The organism is Auritidibacter ignavus (assembly GCF_003703835.1).
GTDB classification, from domain to species: domain Bacteria; phylum Actinomycetota; class Actinomycetes; order Actinomycetales; family Micrococcaceae; genus Auritidibacter; species Auritidibacter ignavus.
In genome coordinates, this window is record NZ_RDQR01000015.1 from 14,718 (window position 1) to 30,870 (window position 16,153).

General features: G+C 58.8%; 15 protein-coding genes. 6 read left to right on the forward strand and 9 right to left on the reverse strand.

Annotation, left to right across the window (positions count from 1 at the left end; all coding sequences use genetic code 11):
• Positions 1–5: 5 nt before the first annotated feature.
• Positions 6–680 (reverse strand): uracil-DNA glycosylase, encoded by a 675-nt coding sequence (locus tag DYI20_RS08280; protein WP_110101401.1) that lies wholly within the window; start codon positions 678–680, stop codon positions 6–8.
• Between the two features lie 141 nt (positions 681–821).
• On the opposite strand from DYI20_RS08280, the gene DYI20_RS08285 reads away from it, so the two are divergent.
• From DYI20_RS08285 to groL, 3 genes are all read left to right on the forward strand, one after another.
• The gene (locus DYI20_RS08285) at positions 822–1,082 is read left to right on the forward strand and encodes a DUF3263 domain-containing protein (protein WP_110099427.1); all 261 of its coding nucleotides are present in this window, start codon (positions 822–824) and stop codon (positions 1,080–1,082) included.
• A gap of 5 nt (positions 1,083–1,087) precedes the next feature.
• Entirely contained in the window at positions 1,088–1,756 is a 669-nt protein-coding gene (locus DYI20_RS08290; RefSeq protein WP_158524764.1) for a LytR C-terminal domain-containing protein, read from the forward strand.
• A gap of 239 nt (positions 1,757–1,995) precedes the next feature.
• The gene (gene groL, locus DYI20_RS08295) at positions 1,996–3,630 is read left to right on the forward strand and encodes a chaperonin GroEL (protein WP_110099425.1); all 1,635 of its coding nucleotides are present in this window, start codon (positions 1,996–1,998) and stop codon (positions 3,628–3,630) included.
• 104 nt (positions 3,631–3,734) lie between these two features.
• On the opposite strand, the gene DYI20_RS08300 is transcribed toward groL, so the two are convergent.
• The 7 genes from DYI20_RS08300 to DYI20_RS08330 all read right to left on the reverse strand — a co-directional run bounded on the left by DYI20_RS08300 (position 3,735) and on the right by DYI20_RS08330 (position 12,415).
• On the reverse strand, positions 3,735–4,778 hold the full coding sequence (locus DYI20_RS08300) for a DUF4031 domain-containing protein (protein WP_110099424.1): 1,044 nt from the start codon (positions 4,776–4,778) through the stop codon (positions 3,735–3,737).
• Between the two features lie 84 nt (positions 4,779–4,862).
• The gene (locus DYI20_RS08305; RefSeq protein WP_110099423.1) at positions 4,863–5,153 is read right to left on the reverse strand and encodes a WXG100 family type VII secretion target; all 291 of its coding nucleotides are present in this window, start codon (positions 5,151–5,153) and stop codon (positions 4,863–4,865) included.
• 167 nt (positions 5,154–5,320) lie between these two features.
• On the reverse strand, positions 5,321–7,021 hold the full coding sequence (locus DYI20_RS08310; protein ID WP_122549285.1) for a sensor histidine kinase: 1,701 nt from the start codon (positions 7,019–7,021) through the stop codon (positions 5,321–5,323).
• Positions 7,022–7,045: 24 nt separating this feature from the next.
• Entirely contained in the window at positions 7,046–7,756 is a 711-nt protein-coding gene (locus tag DYI20_RS08315) for a response regulator transcription factor (RefSeq protein WP_110099453.1), read from the reverse strand.
• Between the two features lie 76 nt (positions 7,757–7,832).
• Positions 7,833–9,503: a DNA repair helicase XPB gene (locus DYI20_RS08320; protein WP_110110794.1), complete on the reverse strand. Its 1,671-nt coding sequence runs from the start codon at positions 9,501–9,503 to the stop codon at positions 7,833–7,835.
• 71 nt (positions 9,504–9,574) lie between these two features.
• On the reverse strand, positions 9,575–12,079 hold the full coding sequence (locus DYI20_RS08325) for a helicase-associated domain-containing protein (protein WP_122549286.1): 2,505 nt from the start codon (positions 12,077–12,079) through the stop codon (positions 9,575–9,577).
• A gap of 9 nt (positions 12,080–12,088) precedes the next feature.
• Positions 12,089–12,415, reverse strand: coding sequence for a hypothetical protein (locus tag DYI20_RS08330; protein ID WP_110110796.1), 327 nt, complete (start codon positions 12,413–12,415; stop codon positions 12,089–12,091).
• 132 nt (positions 12,416–12,547) lie between these two features.
• Between DYI20_RS08330 and DYI20_RS08335 the strand changes: the two genes are divergently transcribed.
• Complete coding sequence (locus DYI20_RS08335; RefSeq protein WP_110099418.1) at positions 12,548–12,931, forward strand: cold-shock protein; 384 nt, start codon at positions 12,548–12,550, stop codon at positions 12,929–12,931.
• Entirely contained in the window at positions 12,915–13,517 is a 603-nt protein-coding gene (locus DYI20_RS08340; RefSeq protein ID WP_110101361.1) for a DUF3027 domain-containing protein, read from the forward strand. The genes DYI20_RS08335 and DYI20_RS08340 overlap by 17 nt, the downstream gene beginning before the upstream one ends.
• Before the next feature lie 92 nt (positions 13,518–13,609).
• Here the strand turns inward: DYI20_RS08340 and serC are convergent, their stop codons facing one another.
• Positions 13,610–14,740, reverse strand: a complete 1,131-nt coding sequence (gene serC / locus DYI20_RS08345) for a phosphoserine transaminase (protein ID WP_122549287.1) — start codon at positions 14,738–14,740, stop codon at positions 13,610–13,612.
• 236 nt (positions 14,741–14,976) lie between these two features.
• On the opposite strand from serC, the gene DYI20_RS12815 reads away from it, so the two are divergent.
• A complete protein-coding gene (locus DYI20_RS12815; RefSeq protein WP_110099416.1) occupies positions 14,977–15,714 on the forward strand; it encodes a metal-dependent transcriptional regulator in 738 nt (245 codons plus the stop codon).
• Positions 15,715–16,153: the final 439 nt, after the last annotated feature.

Below are 16,153 nucleotides of genomic sequence, written 5' to 3' on the forward strand. Positions count from 1 at the left end.
TTCACCTACTGCGGAAGTTCCCAGTCAATCGGTTGGAGCCCGTGGGCGACCAAGAACTCATTGGTGCGGGAGAACGGTCTGGACCCAAAAAAGCCCCGTCGGGCCGAGAGGGGTGAGGGGTGCGGTGACTCAATGACCGCAGTGTTGGTGCCGCCGAGAATCAGGGGCTTGGTTTTGCGGGCATCAGCGCCCCACAGCAGAGCTACCAGCGGCGTTCCTCGAGCGACCAATGCTTCAATTGCCTGCTGAGTGATCTCCTCCCACCCCAGTCCGCGGTGTGACCCCGGCGATCCAGCGGTGACGGTCAGCACACGGTTGAGCATCAGCACGCCTTGATCGGCCCAATGAGTGAGATCGCCATGCTGCGACGGGGTGATGCCCAGGTCATCGTGTAATTCCTGAAAAATATTGGTCAGCGACCGTGCCAGGGGCCGGACGTTACGATGAAGAGAAAAACTCATCCCCATCGGATGCCCTGGAGTGGGATAGGGGTCCTGTCCCAGCACTAAGACCCGTACGCGATCAAAAGGCTGGCGAAACACCCGGAGAATGTTGTCGGGTTCCGGCAAGACTTCCACATTCCGTGCGTTCAGGTCACCCAGCCGGTCAGCAATGAGCTGAAACTGTGTCGCACACGGTGCCAACGCCTGGGCCCAGCCAGGATCCAATGGATGACGCATCGGCGGTAACTGTGAGGCGGTAGCGGCTGAGTCACGGGCCGAGCCGGAGGCGCTGGAGGGTCTGGAGGAGTCTGCCGAAGGTGCAACCATAGTGCGAGCCTAACCGGTGAGAACCAGCCTGCTCTACTAGACTGGGCCACGATGACGAAGTTGGAACCGCTGAACGACCGTGAAAAAAAGGTGCTGGACTTGGAGCGCCGTTCTTTCCGGTACTCCGGAGCGAAGGACCGGGCCATTCAAGATGACTTGGGCATGACGCCCACCGGCTACTACCAGTTGCTGACACGGCTCGTTGACGACGAACGCGCCATCGCCGCCGACCCGATGTTGATCAACCGCATTCGCCAACGTCGTCGCACCGCCGACCGCGCCGACCGCCACCCACAGAGCACCACTAGATGAACAAGATGTCCAAGACAGAGTATGAGCCAGACCGGTTCTCTCACGTTCCGGAATACACCACCGAGCACGGGGCCCACCGGGCAGATTTCCGTGGCCCCGAATCCAGCGCCCACCTGATCTGGATCATTCTGGCCGCAGGGTTGGCGTTGGCCATTGGTGCTTTCAGTTTCATTTTGCTCCCTCAACTACGGTCGCAAATTTTCGCTGATGCTCCTGTGGTGGCAGGCCCCTCGCCCGAGGAGGATCCGGACGCTGTCTTGGAATCACCCACAGACGCCTCGGATGCTAGCAACGATGTTGGCTCGCCGGATCCCGCTGATTCCGCCGTCCCGGACGACGCTGAGACGGCTGTCGACGAGGACGCAACCGGTGCTGAGCCCTCTGCCACGGAAGAGACTCAGGAATCCGCGGAGGTTGACTATCAAGCTCCCGTCTCGGTATATAACTCGACCACCATTAACGGTCTCGCTGCCCAAACCGAAGCTGAGTTGACCCAAGCTGGGTTCAATGTTGTGACCGTCGGAGATTGGAATGGGGGCCCGGTGACCTCCAACATCGTCTACTTTGATGATCCAGCACTGCAAGCCACCGCCGAAGAAGTTGCCTCTCAGGTGGGTGGCCAAGCCCAGCAGAATGACACGGTCAGCGGTCTGACCGTAGTGGTCGTTCAGTAGGGCTCCTCTTGCGATGAACAGCCCCGGAACTCTACTTGCACTCGCCCGGGGGGAGTGCTAATAATGGAGTTAGCACTCTTAGGTTGTGACTGCCAAAGTTGCCCTAAGAAGTAGACGCCCTTCACTCCAGTGAGGTCGGGAGTAAACCGCCACCCGGTGGTTGCTCCTCACCGTCCGTCGCGGGCACTTGAGTGTGGGACTTCACCGAGAGATTCGTCCAGAAAGGACTTGTGCATTTCATGGCTAAGACCATTGCATTCGATGAAGAAGCACGCCGTGGCCTCGAAAAGGGTTTGAACACGCTGGCTGACGCCGTCAAAGTGACGCTCGGCCCGCGTGGTCGTAACGTCGTCCTGGAGAAATCCTGGGGCGCTCCGACCATTACCAACGACGGTGTGTCTATCGCTAAAGAAATTGATCTCGATGACCCCTATGAGAAGATCGGGGCCGAACTGGTCAAAGAGGTCGCGAAGAAGACTGACGATGTTGCCGGTGACGGTACTACCACTGCGACCGTGCTGGCTCAGTCCCTGGTGAAAGAGGGACTGCGCAACGTCGCTGCCGGGGCTGATCCCATCGCGATTCGTCGCGGTATCGACAAGGCCGTACAGGCTGTGACTGAGAAGCTGGTTGCTCGCTCCCACGAGGTCGAGACCAAGGAGCAGATCGCAGCGACCGCCTCTATTTCTGCTGCTGACCCACAGATCGGCGAACTGATTGCGGAAGCCCTAGATAAGGTCGGCAAGGAAGGTGTGGTGACCGTTGAAGAGTCCAACACCTTTGGCCTGGACCTGGAATTGACCGAAGGCATGCGCTTCGATAAGGGCTTCCTTTCCGGTTACTTCGTCACTGATACTGACCGTCAGGAAGCGGTTCTGGAAGATCCCTACATTCTGATCGTCAACTCCAAGATTTCCAACGCTCGCGACATGGTCGGTCTGCTGGAAAAGGTCATGCAGTCCGGCAAGCCGTTGCTGATTATCGCTGAAGACGTTGAAGGCGAAGCCCTGGCTACCCTGGTGGTCAACAAGATTCGTGGCACCTTCAAATCTGTGGCGGTCAAGGCTCCGGGCTTCGGTGACCGTCGTAAGGCGATGCTCAACGACATCGCTGTCCTCACTGGCGGGCAGGTCATCTCTGAAGAAGTCGGCCTGACCCTGGAGAACGCCACCGTTGACATGCTGGGTACCGCTCGGAAGGTGACCATCACCAAGGACGAGACCACCATTGTTGAAGGTGCTGGCGAGGCCGATGCGATCTCCGGTCGTGTGGCGCAGATCCGGGCTGAGATTGAGAACTCTGACTCGGACTACGACCGCGAAAAGCTTCAGGAACGTTTGGCTAAGCTGGCCGGCGGTGTGGCCGTGATCAAGGCCGGTGCTGCTACCGAAGTTGAGCTCAAGGAACGCAAGCACCGTATTGAAGACGCTGTGCGCAACGCTAAGGCTGCTGTTGATGAGGGCATCGTTGCCGGTGGTGGCGTGGCACTCATTCAGGCTGCTGCTGAAGCGTTCGCCGAGCTGAAGCTGGAGGGCGATGAAGCCACCGGTGCTCGGATCGTTCAGATCGCTGTGGAAGCGCCAGTGAAGCACATCGCCGAAAACGCTGGCCATGAGCCCGGCGTCGTGGTGGCTAAAGTCAAGTCCCTGCCTGCTGGTGAGGGCCTGAACGCTGCCACCGGTGAATACGAGAACCTGCTGGAAGCTGGCGTGAACGACCCGGTGAAGGTTACCCGCTCGGCTCTGCAGAACGCTGCTTCGATTGCTGGTCTGTTCCTGACCACCGAGGCTGTTATCGCCGACCAGCCGGAGCCGGCACCTGCCGGTGGCGATGCCGGCATGGACGGCATGGGCGGTATGGGCGGCATGATGTAACCACCCCACCCTCCCCCCCCCCGGGGGTGATGGACCTCTTGAGATCACAGCGGGGCGCGAACCGGATGGTTCGCGCCCCGCTGTGATCTGAGTCGAAGTCCGCTCTAACGAGCGGACTTTTTGGCTTGTTCTATCTTCTTGATCGCCTGCTTGCGGGCACGCTCAATACGCTTGACGTCGTCGAGCTGGCGGGCTGTTTTCGTCTCTGAGGCGGGATCCTTCTCGATGCCTTTCGGTCGTGGATAGATCTCGGCAATCAAATTCTTGCGGGCCTGACGCTCCCATCGCTTGATCGCGGTCGGGGTATTGAAAATCGGGTTTCTCGCCAGAATTCCGCGTAGCACTTTCTCCCGCCCGGTGGTGAAGTCGTCATCCGAAACCTTGGCGAAATCCCGACGAACCGCTTGTTGGTAGCGCTGATACGGGCCGGGGTTGCGACCTAAAACTTCCAGGTCTGCATCGCAAAGGATGCGACCAGCTGCGTCGTCGTTATGCGGGTCGTGGGTGAAAGTCAGGCGGACCAGACGGGAGACTTCAAGGATCTCGGGGCCGGGGACGCCGAGGGTCGGCAAGACACGTTCGGCCAGTCGGGCTGAATCCTCTTCATCTTGTCCGGGCGGAAGATGGGGGTCGGCCCGATAGACCGCGTCGTGGAACCAGGCCGCTAATTTTGCCGCGCGAGGAAACTCGCCCAGAGGTTCTCCGGCCCGCTCGAGAAGATCTATCCCTTTTAAAACCGACAGTAGGTGTGAGGGGTCATGGTAGTGCCGGTGCGGCTGCGACCACCGTTGATACAGATCGGTGAACACCGGGTCTCGATCCAGTTCGGATGTTTCTGGGAACAGTCGGTCGAAGCGACGGTGGAGGATTTTTTCGAGTTTGGAACTCCGCTCAGCGGCAGTGATGCGTAGCCCAGATTTCACCAAACGACGCACCAGCTCATGACCGGAGACTTCTTCGGCACCGGCTGCGACCAGATTGTCGTAGAGCTCGACCGGAACGTCGTAATGATCACCGTCAAAAGCCCTCGGATCGAGGTTATTCACCCGCGCAAACTCGTGTAGTTCCTCGAGAGACTCATCTGAGACCAGATGAGAAAACACGGTGCCGTAAGCCGGCCACCGCGCCGGGTCAATGAGAACGGTCATGGTCCCAGCTTACCCATTGTCAGCTGGATCCATGACCGCTACTCTCTGGTACTGGACTAAGATCAGAACATGAAGAACCTGGTGTTAACCACGGAACATTGAAGCATTTGAGGTTTCGGTATTCAGGTACTGGGTGGCTGCCTGTGACATCGCTTCACGAATGGAGGACAAGGATTCTTCCACTCGGGCTTGTACCGCGCGCCATTCGCTCAGTAGCGTCTGGAAGTTTTCTGAGGCCTGCCCTTTCCAGGTGCCCTCGAGCTGGCGCAGGTGGCTTTCCATGGTGTTGACTTCGGTTTGCAACCGTCCCACTGAGGTTTCTACCTGGCGGGATTTGGCCAATAGGTCGTCGGTGTCGATCTGAACAATAGCCATGTCGTCTCCTGGTCATTTCATAAGGATCGGGAATCTCCGGCGCCGGAGTGGGCCGGTGATTTCAGCCTAAGAAGTTCTCCCGAGGACACCGTGGCACCGCACGATTTTGTGGATAACAGATCTCACGTGGCGTTGTGACCTAAGAAGGTGTGGATGAGCCCGAACTGTCAGGCCCCGCGGGGGTCCTCAGACCGGTGATGCTGATCTGCACCTGCGTTCGTCTCGTCCATCTCGTCCTGATCCGTGGGCTCGTCGTCGGTAGCGTCATCGTCGTCACTATCATCCTCGACTGCCTCGTCACTGGGACGCCATGGCAAGCGAACCGACATCGTCGCGCCACCGCCTGGTGTCTCTTGCAGGCGAACGGACCCGTCGTGTTGGGAGACAATCCCGGCAACGATAGCCAGGCCCAGTCCGGTGCCCCCGGTTTGGCGATGTCGTGAGGAGTCAGCCCGATAGAAGCGTTCGAAGATCCGGGAGGCATCTTCTTCGGAAATGCCTGGGCCGTGGTCACGGATTTCGATGACGGAGTTGCGCTCTTCAGCGTTGCTCGCACCGGAACTTCCTGGCAGACCTGAGAGAACATCCACGGACCCCACAGCAATCTCCAAAGGAGTGCCGTCGGGCGTGTAACGTAGCGCGTTGGTAATCAGGTTTGAGATGACCTGCCGGAGCTTATTTTCGTCTCCAGTGGTCATTGCGGACTCGGGTTGATCGGTTTCGAGTCCCACCAGTTGGATAGTGCGATCCGGAGCTGAGGCTCGGGTGTCCAGCACGGCGTCACTGGCCAGAACCAGCAGATCGACCGGTTGCTGGTCACTGTCACGCAACTCGTCCAATCGAGCTAGGGTCAGAAGATCCTCCACCAGCTGGGTCATACGGGTGGCTTCGGATTCAATACGGCTCATGGCCGTTTTCACGTCATCGTCATTCGTGATCGCCCCGTGACGGTACAACTCAGAGAATCCTCGGATCGTCACCAGCGGGGTGCGCAACTCGTGCGAGGCGTCCTGGACGAAACGGCGCATTCGTGATTCGGAAGACTCTTTGGCATGGAAAGCGTTGTCAATGTGGGCCAGCATCGCGTTCAAGGACCGGGCCAATCGGCCAACCTCGGTATCCGGCGGGCCCGGAGGCACGCGTTGGGTTAAATCGCCAGCAGCAATCTTGGACGCGGTACGTTGCACTCTATTCAACGGCCGGAAAGACCGGGTGACGACCACGTAGGCAATGACGGTCGCCACCACGGTCGCGAGCAGTCCGATGCTGACCACCAAGGTGGTGACACGTTCCACCGACTCCTCAATCGGCGCCATGGGCAATGCCACCGCGACCGACCCGGACCCGGAATCCAATCGATAGACCTGGACACGCCAGGACTTACCTTCCTCATTGCGCCCGGGTACCGTAAATGGCGTGTTGCCTTGGGCGATGGCTTCCTCGGCGGTCATGGGCTCGATGGCTGGAGTATCGGAGCCTTCTGAGCGGATGGAGGCTACGACTTGGCCATCGTTGGTCCACGATTCCCCATAGAACCGCACAATAGATTGCTGAAAGTCGCCCAAATATTGGTCGGCTTGACCCAGCGAGGTCAAGTACACCGAGACATTGGAGCGGTTCGCGAAGAGATCTTCATCCATACTGCGAATCAGCTCGTGGCGGTACAGCGAGGCGGTCAGGACCGCGGTCACCATCACCGTAGCCAGCATCAGCAACGAGGTAATCACGGTCAGCTGGGTGCGCAAGGAAAAGCTACGCCAAGAGCGTGAGGCGTACTTCACTGGATTGCGCGTGCGCGGACCGTGATGCGGTCGCGGGGGCGGATACTGCGGAGGTTGCGGAATCGAAGCGGACGAGGTAGCGGACATAGCTGAGTGAGTGACAGCCCAGAATTAGCGTTTGCCGGCCGAGGTACGCAGAATGTAGCCCACACCGCGTTTGGTGTGGATCATTTTTTCTTCGTCGTCGGTGTCGATCTTGCGGCGCAGATAAGAAATATAAGACTCGACAATTGAGGCATCACCGTTGAAGTCGTACTCCCAGACATGGTCCAGAATCTGTGCCTTGGACAGCACGCGGTTGGGGTTTATCATCAAGTAGCGCAACAGCTTGAACTCTGTCGGTGACAGATCGATGGAGCGTCCAGCGCGTCGCACTTCGTGGGCGTCATCATCGAGTTCCAGATCGTCGACCCGCAGGATAGCCTCGTCATCTTCGGCCGGTGCGGTGCGACGCAATACGGCACGAATACGAGCGACCACCTCGTCGAGCGAGAACGGCTTGGTCACATAGTCATCGCCACCCACCGTAAGGCCGGTGATTTTGTCGCCGGTATCATCGCGGGCGGTGAGAAAGACGACCGGGAAGTGCATACCGTGAGAGCGCAACTTCCGGGTGACGGTAAAGCCATCCATATCGGGCAACATGACGTCGAGTACAGCCAGGTCAGGTTGTTCTTGTTCGGCAGCCTCCAGTGCTTCACGGCCGTTGGCGGCTGCGACAACCTCGAACCCTGCAAAACGCAGGGACGTTGACAGCAACTCACGAATATTCTGCTCATCGTCAACGACGAGCAACTTCGCCTCGGCAGGCTGAGCATTCATATTGGTCATGCTGTTAATTCTGGAATACTTAGCTGGAAGATGTCTGAGATGTTGCTGAGTAACTTCCCCGGCGCGGTCAGGGTAGGTGGTCTGGCAGATCGCCGGCATCCAGGATCCGATAGCTATAGCCTTGCTCACTCAAGAAGCGCTGCCGGGAGGCGGCATATTGTTGGTCGACGGTGTCGCGGCTGACGACCGTATAGAAGTACGCATTGCGTCCATCGGATTTGGGGCGCATGAGTCGACCTAAACGCTGTGCTTCTTCTTGGCGAGAGCCAAAGGCCCCCGAGACCTGGATGGCGACTGTTGCTTCGGGCAGGTCCAGGGAAAAGTTTGCAATTTTAGACACCACGAGCCGTTGCACTTGCCCGGCGCGGAAAGCATTAAAAAGCTTCTCCCGTTGAGCCACCGAGGTCGACCCGGTGATGACCTCAGCGTCGATGGCATCCCCGATGGCTTCGAGGTGATCCACGTACTGACCAATGACCAGTAGTTGCTCGTATCGGTGGAAGTCAACCAGCTCAGTAATGACCGGCATCTTGGACTCGGCGGTGGCAGCCCAACGATATTGATCGCCACGGTCACTGATGGCGTACCCCATCCGGTCCTCGGCTGAGAGAGTAACCCGAATTTCGGTGCAACTGGCCGGGGCGATCCAGCCTTGTGCCTCAAGATCTTTCCACGGTGCGTCATAGCGTTTCGGGCCGATCAGCGAAAAAACCTCATCGGCGCGATTGTCTTCACGCACGAGAGTGGCGGTCAGTCCCAACCGGCGCCGAGCCTGCAGATCCGCGGTCATCCGGAAGATCGGGGCTGGCAAGAGGTGAACCTCGTCGTAGATGATCAGCCCCCAGTCGTGATCGTTGACCAGCTCAAGGTGCGGATAGATGCCACCACGGCGAGTGGTCAGCACCTGGTAGGTGGCGATGGTGACCGGGCGGATCTGTTTCTTCGATCCGGAATACTCACCCACATCAGTCTCGGTCAGGGTGGTGCGGGCCAGCAGTTCGGCTTTCCACTGTCGAGCCGAGACAGTATTGGTCACCAACACCAGGGCAATGGTACTGGAGGCAGCCAATGCGGCCGCCCCCACCAAGGTTTTTCCCGAGCCCGGAGGCATCACCACCACCCCGGAACCGGTCGCGAAGAAGTTGTCCACCGCCATCCGCTGGTAGTCGCGCAACTGCCAGGTTTCGTTCTCGGTGAGCTGGATCGGGAATGCGGTGCCCTCGACGTAACCGGCCTGGTCATCGGCCGGCCAGCCCAGCTGGACCAGGGCCTGTTTGAGCTCACCGCGGGCGGTGGAATGAACTACCACCGTGTAGCCATCTAACTGTGCACCCACCAGGTCCCGGGTGGTCTGAGCACGGAGCACTTCTTCCAGGACCGCGGCATCATCGCTACGCAACACGAGCCCGTGTTGGGGGTCAACGGTCAGAGCGAGTCGTCCATACCGCGACATCAGCTCGGCAATATCGATCAGCAGGTTCTGCGGTAGGGGATAGCGCGAATGGGTGAACAGCGTATCGATGACTTGCTCAGCGTCCACTCCCGCCGCCCGCGCATTCCACAAGCCCAGCGCGGTCATGCGATAGGTATGGACATGCTCGGGCGCGCGCTCGAGCTCGGCAAATTGGGCCAGGGCCCGCCGGGCGTCGTCGGCGGCAGGATGTTGGAGCTCGAGCAGAATACTGCGATCGGATTGGACGATGATCGCCCCGGTGGGTTCAGGCGCTGGTGAATTCATCTCACACTCCGTGCTTGCTGATCATAGTGCTGGATGGGGTACTGATTCCTCGGTGTCTGGGTCCTTTTCGGTCACATCGGATCGTCTGGGTCCACGTCGTTAGCCTCGGGTGGTTCGGCCGAAAGAATACGGAACAACGGGATTGGTGGCGTTGGATCCGACTGGCCCTGAGGTTCTGCCGTCTCCACGACCGCGCCGTGTCGGAGACGGGGACTGCGGAGGAAGTGTTGTTGTAAGTGACCAGACTGGTCGGTGTAGGTAACAAGCATCGGGATCCCACGTTCGGCGGCGAGACGAATCACCGACACGGACACGGCCTGCTCGGTATCGCGCGACAAGGGTGTCGTGGCGGAGGTCAGAGCAGAGTCGGTGTGGTCTGCGGTGTCTGCCTGGGTGAGGTACTCGGCGAGCTGATGCTGGTGCCGACGATCATCGGCGGTGCGGCACAGCCCGGCCTCGGCCAATTCGGCGTCGACGTACCGCGCCAGTTCGGCGTAGTCATCCAGCACCGTGTGCGTGGTCTGTCCCTCGGCGGTGCTGGAGCCGGATGATGCCTGCGGTGGTGGCACCGTCAGACCTAGCTCGGTGAGTGCGCGGTGGAGTTGGTGGGCGGTCAGGGAGCTGACCGCCACGGTGTCGGACAGGCGCTGGGCAGCCAGCCTGTCGGCGCGCGGGCTATTCAGTAAGACATCTAGTTCCTCGGGATAACGACACCGGATCCAGGACCCGGCGGATCCAAGGCGGATCCGCTGATAGTCGGTGGTGGTCTCGACGATCAACCGAGTCAGCGTTTCCGGGATAGGGTCCTCGGAAACCTGCTCGAGGAACTGCAAGAGCTCATGGTGGCTGGCCCCGGTGTCGAGTCCGGCACGTACGGTCTGTTCCTTGATGCGGTACACCGTGGCGTAGCCGGAGGATTCGACTTTCGCCCAGCGGGCCAAGATCACCGCCAGTTCAGGGCTGGGTGGGGCGGTGGTGATCAGCGTGTGGTCGGGGAGTATCCGAACGGTATCGGCGGTCTCGGGCAAGAGGTCTCGCAACGTAGCCAGGGCTTGTAGAAACCGGTCGTGGGCGATCAGTTGCCCGGGTTGGGTGAGCGCTCCGGCACAGAGCAGGCCCAGAGCCACCGCGTCGTCGATGACCTCGGCGATGGGCCGGGATAGGGGAGTGAAAGGATCCTCGCCGGCTAGCCAGCTCATTCGGGTGGCCAGGACCGGCAGAATGCGTCGGGGTGATCGCGTCGTCTGCGGGCTGGACAACTCAGCAGCGGCGCGGAAAAAGATCCGGCGCCACCGGCCTTGATCCTCCTGAGTAGCATCCGAAGACAACGCCCGGTCTGTGCGACGGGTCAGCGCTGGACCCGTGGACTGTAGCCAGCATCGAATCAGCCACACCCACCGTCGTTCGGGGGGCAGTCCCCTGAAACCGTGTCCCAACGGGGTGAGTGTCCACCGTGAGTGGTCGCGGTCTCGGGTGAGCAGGCATGCTGTTGCTGCCAGTTGCAGGAGAAAGTGTAGGCGGGACTCGCTGAGGCGGGCTTGGGCAGCGATCTCGGTCTGGAGAGCTCGGAAGCCCCGCACGGAGAGCCCCCCGGCTTTAACCTCGGGTAACCCTTCACGCACCATATCAGCGTCCAAAACGAGCTGAAGATGCTCCAGTAGCGTGCTGACCTCGGTCACGGTGGCGGTGGCCAGCTCGTCGGGGGAGATCTGTTGCAGCGGGGGTGTCACCGGGGTAGCACGAAACTCTCGATTGATCAGGGTGCCACCGGTCAGCGCCAAACCGTAGCGTGCTGGAAAGATGACCTGCTGTGTTCCGGCAGGAGTGCGGACCAGGCCGAGGTTTCGTAGGCGATGGATCAAGGCTGTCGCGGTGCGTTGTGACCGAACCGGGTGGATCCGGAGCCGGTAGAGCTCACTGATCAATTCTGCCTGATCCGCAGAGCCATCCGCTGGGTCGGACCCACTCTGCTCATCGATCTCGGACAAAGTCGTAGCGCGAACCGTCCGGGCTTGAGTTAATAAGGAGCGGGCGGTGGCGGGTAGCTCGTTCAGTTCAGGGGCCGAGACCTCGGTAGCAAGGCCCGCTGGGTGGGGCCCGATGGCTTGGCGCACTTCCGCCGGCAACATCCAGTGCTGCTGGGCAGAGTCGTACGAAGGGGATTGCGCGAAGATCAACAAGACCCAGGACAACTCGTCGAGGACCTGGTCCACGTCCGGACTGGCTGAGTCGGGTACTGCGAGTAAGTGTCGTATAGTTGCGGAGTCAACGGTGCCAGCAGATGAGGATAAGGCAGAGGCACCCGAGAGATCGGTAGCCACCGCCAGGGCTTCGAGAACATCGCGTTGGCTACGGTTGAGTCCTGCAAGGCAACGGGTTAGCGACGAAATGCTCAGGCACCGTCGAGCTAGCTCTTCCAAATTCTCAGGTGGTGGGAGACTCCCTGTCGTGGCGAGATCGGGGCGGGACGTGAAGAGCTCGACAAGCTGGTTTTTGTCGCACCGGTGTAACCAGCCCTTAATTCGGCGTACCGGGGTAGTGGTTAGCCTGCGTGAGAAGGTGTGCTCAGAAGGCATCCGCGCAGGCTACCTGGTGTACTCAGATTGCTCGGATTGCTCATGGGCTCTTCGAGAGGTCCGGTTCCGGCGGAGAACAATCATGCCGACCAGATATACCAAGACAAGAATAAACCCAATCGGGAACCCATACAGGCCCATAAAGAACAGGAAGGGCGGCTCGTGGATATCGGTGAAATACACCACCACGATCGCCACCAACGAGATAAAGGAGGCCACGACGAGCACGACCCCGATGCAGAGAACGATCGGAAGCCATAGCGGTGCTCGCACGGGCTTGGCGCGCTGCACGGAGGCATGCTGAACGGTGTGGGGACTCTCAGACGAGGAGGGCATGTCGTCATTCTACGCCGGGGGCGATGAAGGCCCGAATGACGGGGCTCTTTTCAGCGGAATATTGCTGAAGCGGTTATCCTAGAGGTCAAGATTTGAGTTTCTTCCGCGAGCAAGGATGAAGAGAGAAGACCTATGCCAACTGGCAAAGTGAAGTTTTATGATGCCGAGAAGGGGTTCGGGTTCATTCGAACCGATGATGGTCAAGATATCCATCTGCCCTCCTCAGCCCTGCCTGCAGAGGTTAATAAGGTCCGAGCAGGGACCCGCGTCGAATTTGGCCTGGCCGAATCGCGACGGGGCCCGCAGGCACTGAGCGTGCAGTTTTTAGAAAAGACCCCGTCGGTGGTCAAAAATACCCGTCCGCATGCTCACGATATGGCCTCGGTGGTCGACGATCTGATCCGTCTGTTGGATCATGCCTCAACTGAATTGCGTAAAGGCAAGTACCCCTCCTCACACCAAGCCCAACGCATCGCGCAGGTGATGCGGAGAGTCGCCGATGATTTCGACGCCTAAGGTTGCTACTGACGAGACCGTTAATCCTGAAGACGGTACAGCGTTCCCGGTTTTCGGTCCACCGCGGCGCCGAATTCGTCGTCCCCGCCACGATGAGTTGCTCATAGAGGCCGTGGAGGTTGCCCGTAGCGCTCTGCTGGAGATCACGCACCCGGCCGAGCTGGGGGATCATCTCAGCGCGGAGATGGACGACGAACGACTAGCTACCCACCGGTTCGTTGCTCAGCTGCCGGGTTATCGCGGGTGGAACTGGTTCGTTACCGTGGCTCGCGCGCCGCGGTCGAAGACAATCACGGTGTGCGAGCTGGGACTACTACCCGGTGAAGATGCCCTATTGGCTCCAGAGTGGGTTCCCTGGGAGCAACGTGCCTCCGAAGAAGAACGTATTCGGCTCAAGGCCATTGCCGACGGGGAAGACCCGCAACAGGCCCTGAAAGCAGCCGGATTCGAGCCTGAGGCTGGGGGCACCGACGCCGAGCACTCAGATTCTGCGGACAAGCCTCGTCAGGACATCGCGCAGGACATAGAGGCCTCTCAGAAGCAATCCGAGGCCAAGGAGAAAAAGAAGAAAAAGAACAACGCATAACTTCTTCTTCTCACACGGTCTTTTTACACCAGAGTGGGCGGTGGTTGCTGCATCCAATGCAGCAACCACCGCCCACTCTGGTAATAGTAGCGTTATCGGATTTGGTCGATCACGTAGTCAATGCACTGTAGTATCTGGGCTACGTCGGTTGGCTCGATGGCTACGAAGGTAGCGATGCGCAACTGGTTGCGCCCGAGTTTACGATACGGCTCAACATCGACGACACCATTGGCTCGCAGTATGGAGGCGATGTGACCCGCATCGATCTCATCGATGAAATCGATGGTGGCAATCACCTGAGAACGGTCCTCCGGTTCGGCCACAAAGGGGGTGGCTACGTCACTGGCTTCGGCCCAGTGATAAATCTGCTCCGCAGACTCACGGGTCCTGGCTGTGGTAAATTCGAGGCCACCGTTGGCATTCATCCACTTGACTTGCTCATTCATGGTGATCAAGGTGGCCAACGCGGGGGTGTTGTAGGTCTGGTGCTTGCGAGAGTTATCCACGGCGGTTTTGAGATTTAGGAAGTCAGGAATCCACCGCCCGGAGTGTGCGATTTCATCGACACGTGCCAATGCGGCCGGCGAGAACAGTGCGCACCACAGGCCTCCATCGGAGGCGAAGTTCTTTTGCGGGGAGAAGTAGTAGACATCGACGTTGGTGATGTCTACCGGCAACCCACCGGCGCCCGAGGTTGCATCGATGAGAATCAGAGCGTCATCGTCGGCGCCTTGGACGCGTTCTACCGGTACGCAAACCCCGGTTGATGTTTCGTTGTGGGGCCAGGCGTAAACATCGACTCCGGGCTCAGCCTGAGGAACGGGGCGAGAACCCGGCTGTGCTGAGATGACGGTGGAGTCCTCTAGGAAGGGTGCCTTCGTGGTTGCTCTGGCGAACTTGCCACCGAATTCTCCGAACTCGAGGTGCTGTGCTTTGGAACGGATGAGGCCAAAGGTGGCCATATCCCAGAAAGCTGTTGCGCCACCGAGACCCAAGATGACCTCGTAGTCATCCGGCGCTTGGAACAGCTCTTTCAAACCGGCCTGGAGTTCTGCCACGAGGTTCTTCACTGGTGCCTGGCGGTGAGATGTTCCCATAACTGACTGGGAAGCATCAACAATCGCTTGAATTTGTTCAGGGCGGACTTTAGAAGGTCCTGCGCCGAATCGACCATCTCGGGGTAGTAGTTCTGCAGGGATAGTGATGTTGTCCTGAGTTGACACGCAGACTCCTATAAAAGATTGGCAGGCGTACACAGCTGGGCAACATTATCTTTTCATTCTTCTGCGCTTCATGCACCTCAACACCACGAAATGTTCAGATTATTGTGAGTTACTACATATAAAGGGAACACACTTTGGTCACTCGTTCTGATAGCTAGTATGGAAGGCGACATTGCGTGACCTCCCAGAGAGGGGCTCGGGGCGAGAACGCGTCAGGATGAGGGGTTAAGAGAAAAATGTCGGAGCTCATCGACACCACGGAGATGTATCTTCGGACCATCTACGAATTGCAGGAAGAAGAAATCGCGCCACTGCGAGCACGCATTGCTGAACGCCTTGAGCACTCTGGCCCGACCGTGTCTCAGACCATTAATCGGATGGAACGGGATGGACTGGTGGATCTTGGTGCGGACCGTAGAATCCGGCTGACTGACAAGGGATTGGCTATTGCCGCAAAGGTGATGCGTAAGCATCGCCTGGCTGAACGGTTGCTCTCTGATGTGATTGGACTTGAATGGCCCCAGGTTCATAACGAAGCGTGTCGGTGGGAGCACGTGATGAGTGATGAGGTGGAAGCTAAACTCCTCAACTTGCTACCTGAGGTCTCGACCTCTCCTTTTGGAATCCGGATCCCCTATGTCTCGGAGCTTGAGGGAGGTTCGGGTCATGAAGGCCCAGAAAACTATCCGGGGCAGCGACTGACGGATCTGCTTCGTTCGCACCGGACATTTCGCCTCTTGGTCATCACCGAAGCCATTCAAACCGATCACGGTTTGCTCAACCACTTCATGGCGGCCGGCATCGTCGTGGGCTCAGTATTCACCGCTGAACTTGATGACGGATATATCGACATCCAGGTGATTACTCCGGGCCAAGCTGTCACCGGTGCGACAGGGTACAGTCGCGAAGGTTTGGAAATCGTCGAAGAACTTGGGCAACACCTCAGAGTCGAGCCCGTGGATTCTGTTTCCTAAACCCCAGTTGCCCTCAGGCAACTTCGCAGTTCCACCCGCTCGATGATCATTAGGATCTCGAGCGGGTTTTGGGTTTATGTAGCGTTGATACGCGCACAGTGACAAAGATCTCGATAGTCAGATGTCAGTCAGCGCGTTAGGGAGCTCAGCCCAGGAAATCGCGCGCTGAAATCGCGCTCTTGGGCGTTATATCGCCGATGATTCAGAGGTTTTGCACAGGTATCCCGATCCCTTGACGATAAAAAGTCACAGAAAATAACGACCATAGATCCGCATGATCATGCGGATCTTGGCCCAGATTCTAGGCCTGTCCACAGTTTATCGTTATCTCAGCGTGACTTTTATAAAGGATTGATATACGCTGTACGAGGTACCGGAGACAACCGGTGTCCCTCGAAGGTCTAGCACCTTGAGCCCCGTGGCCTTTGGGGACAATGCA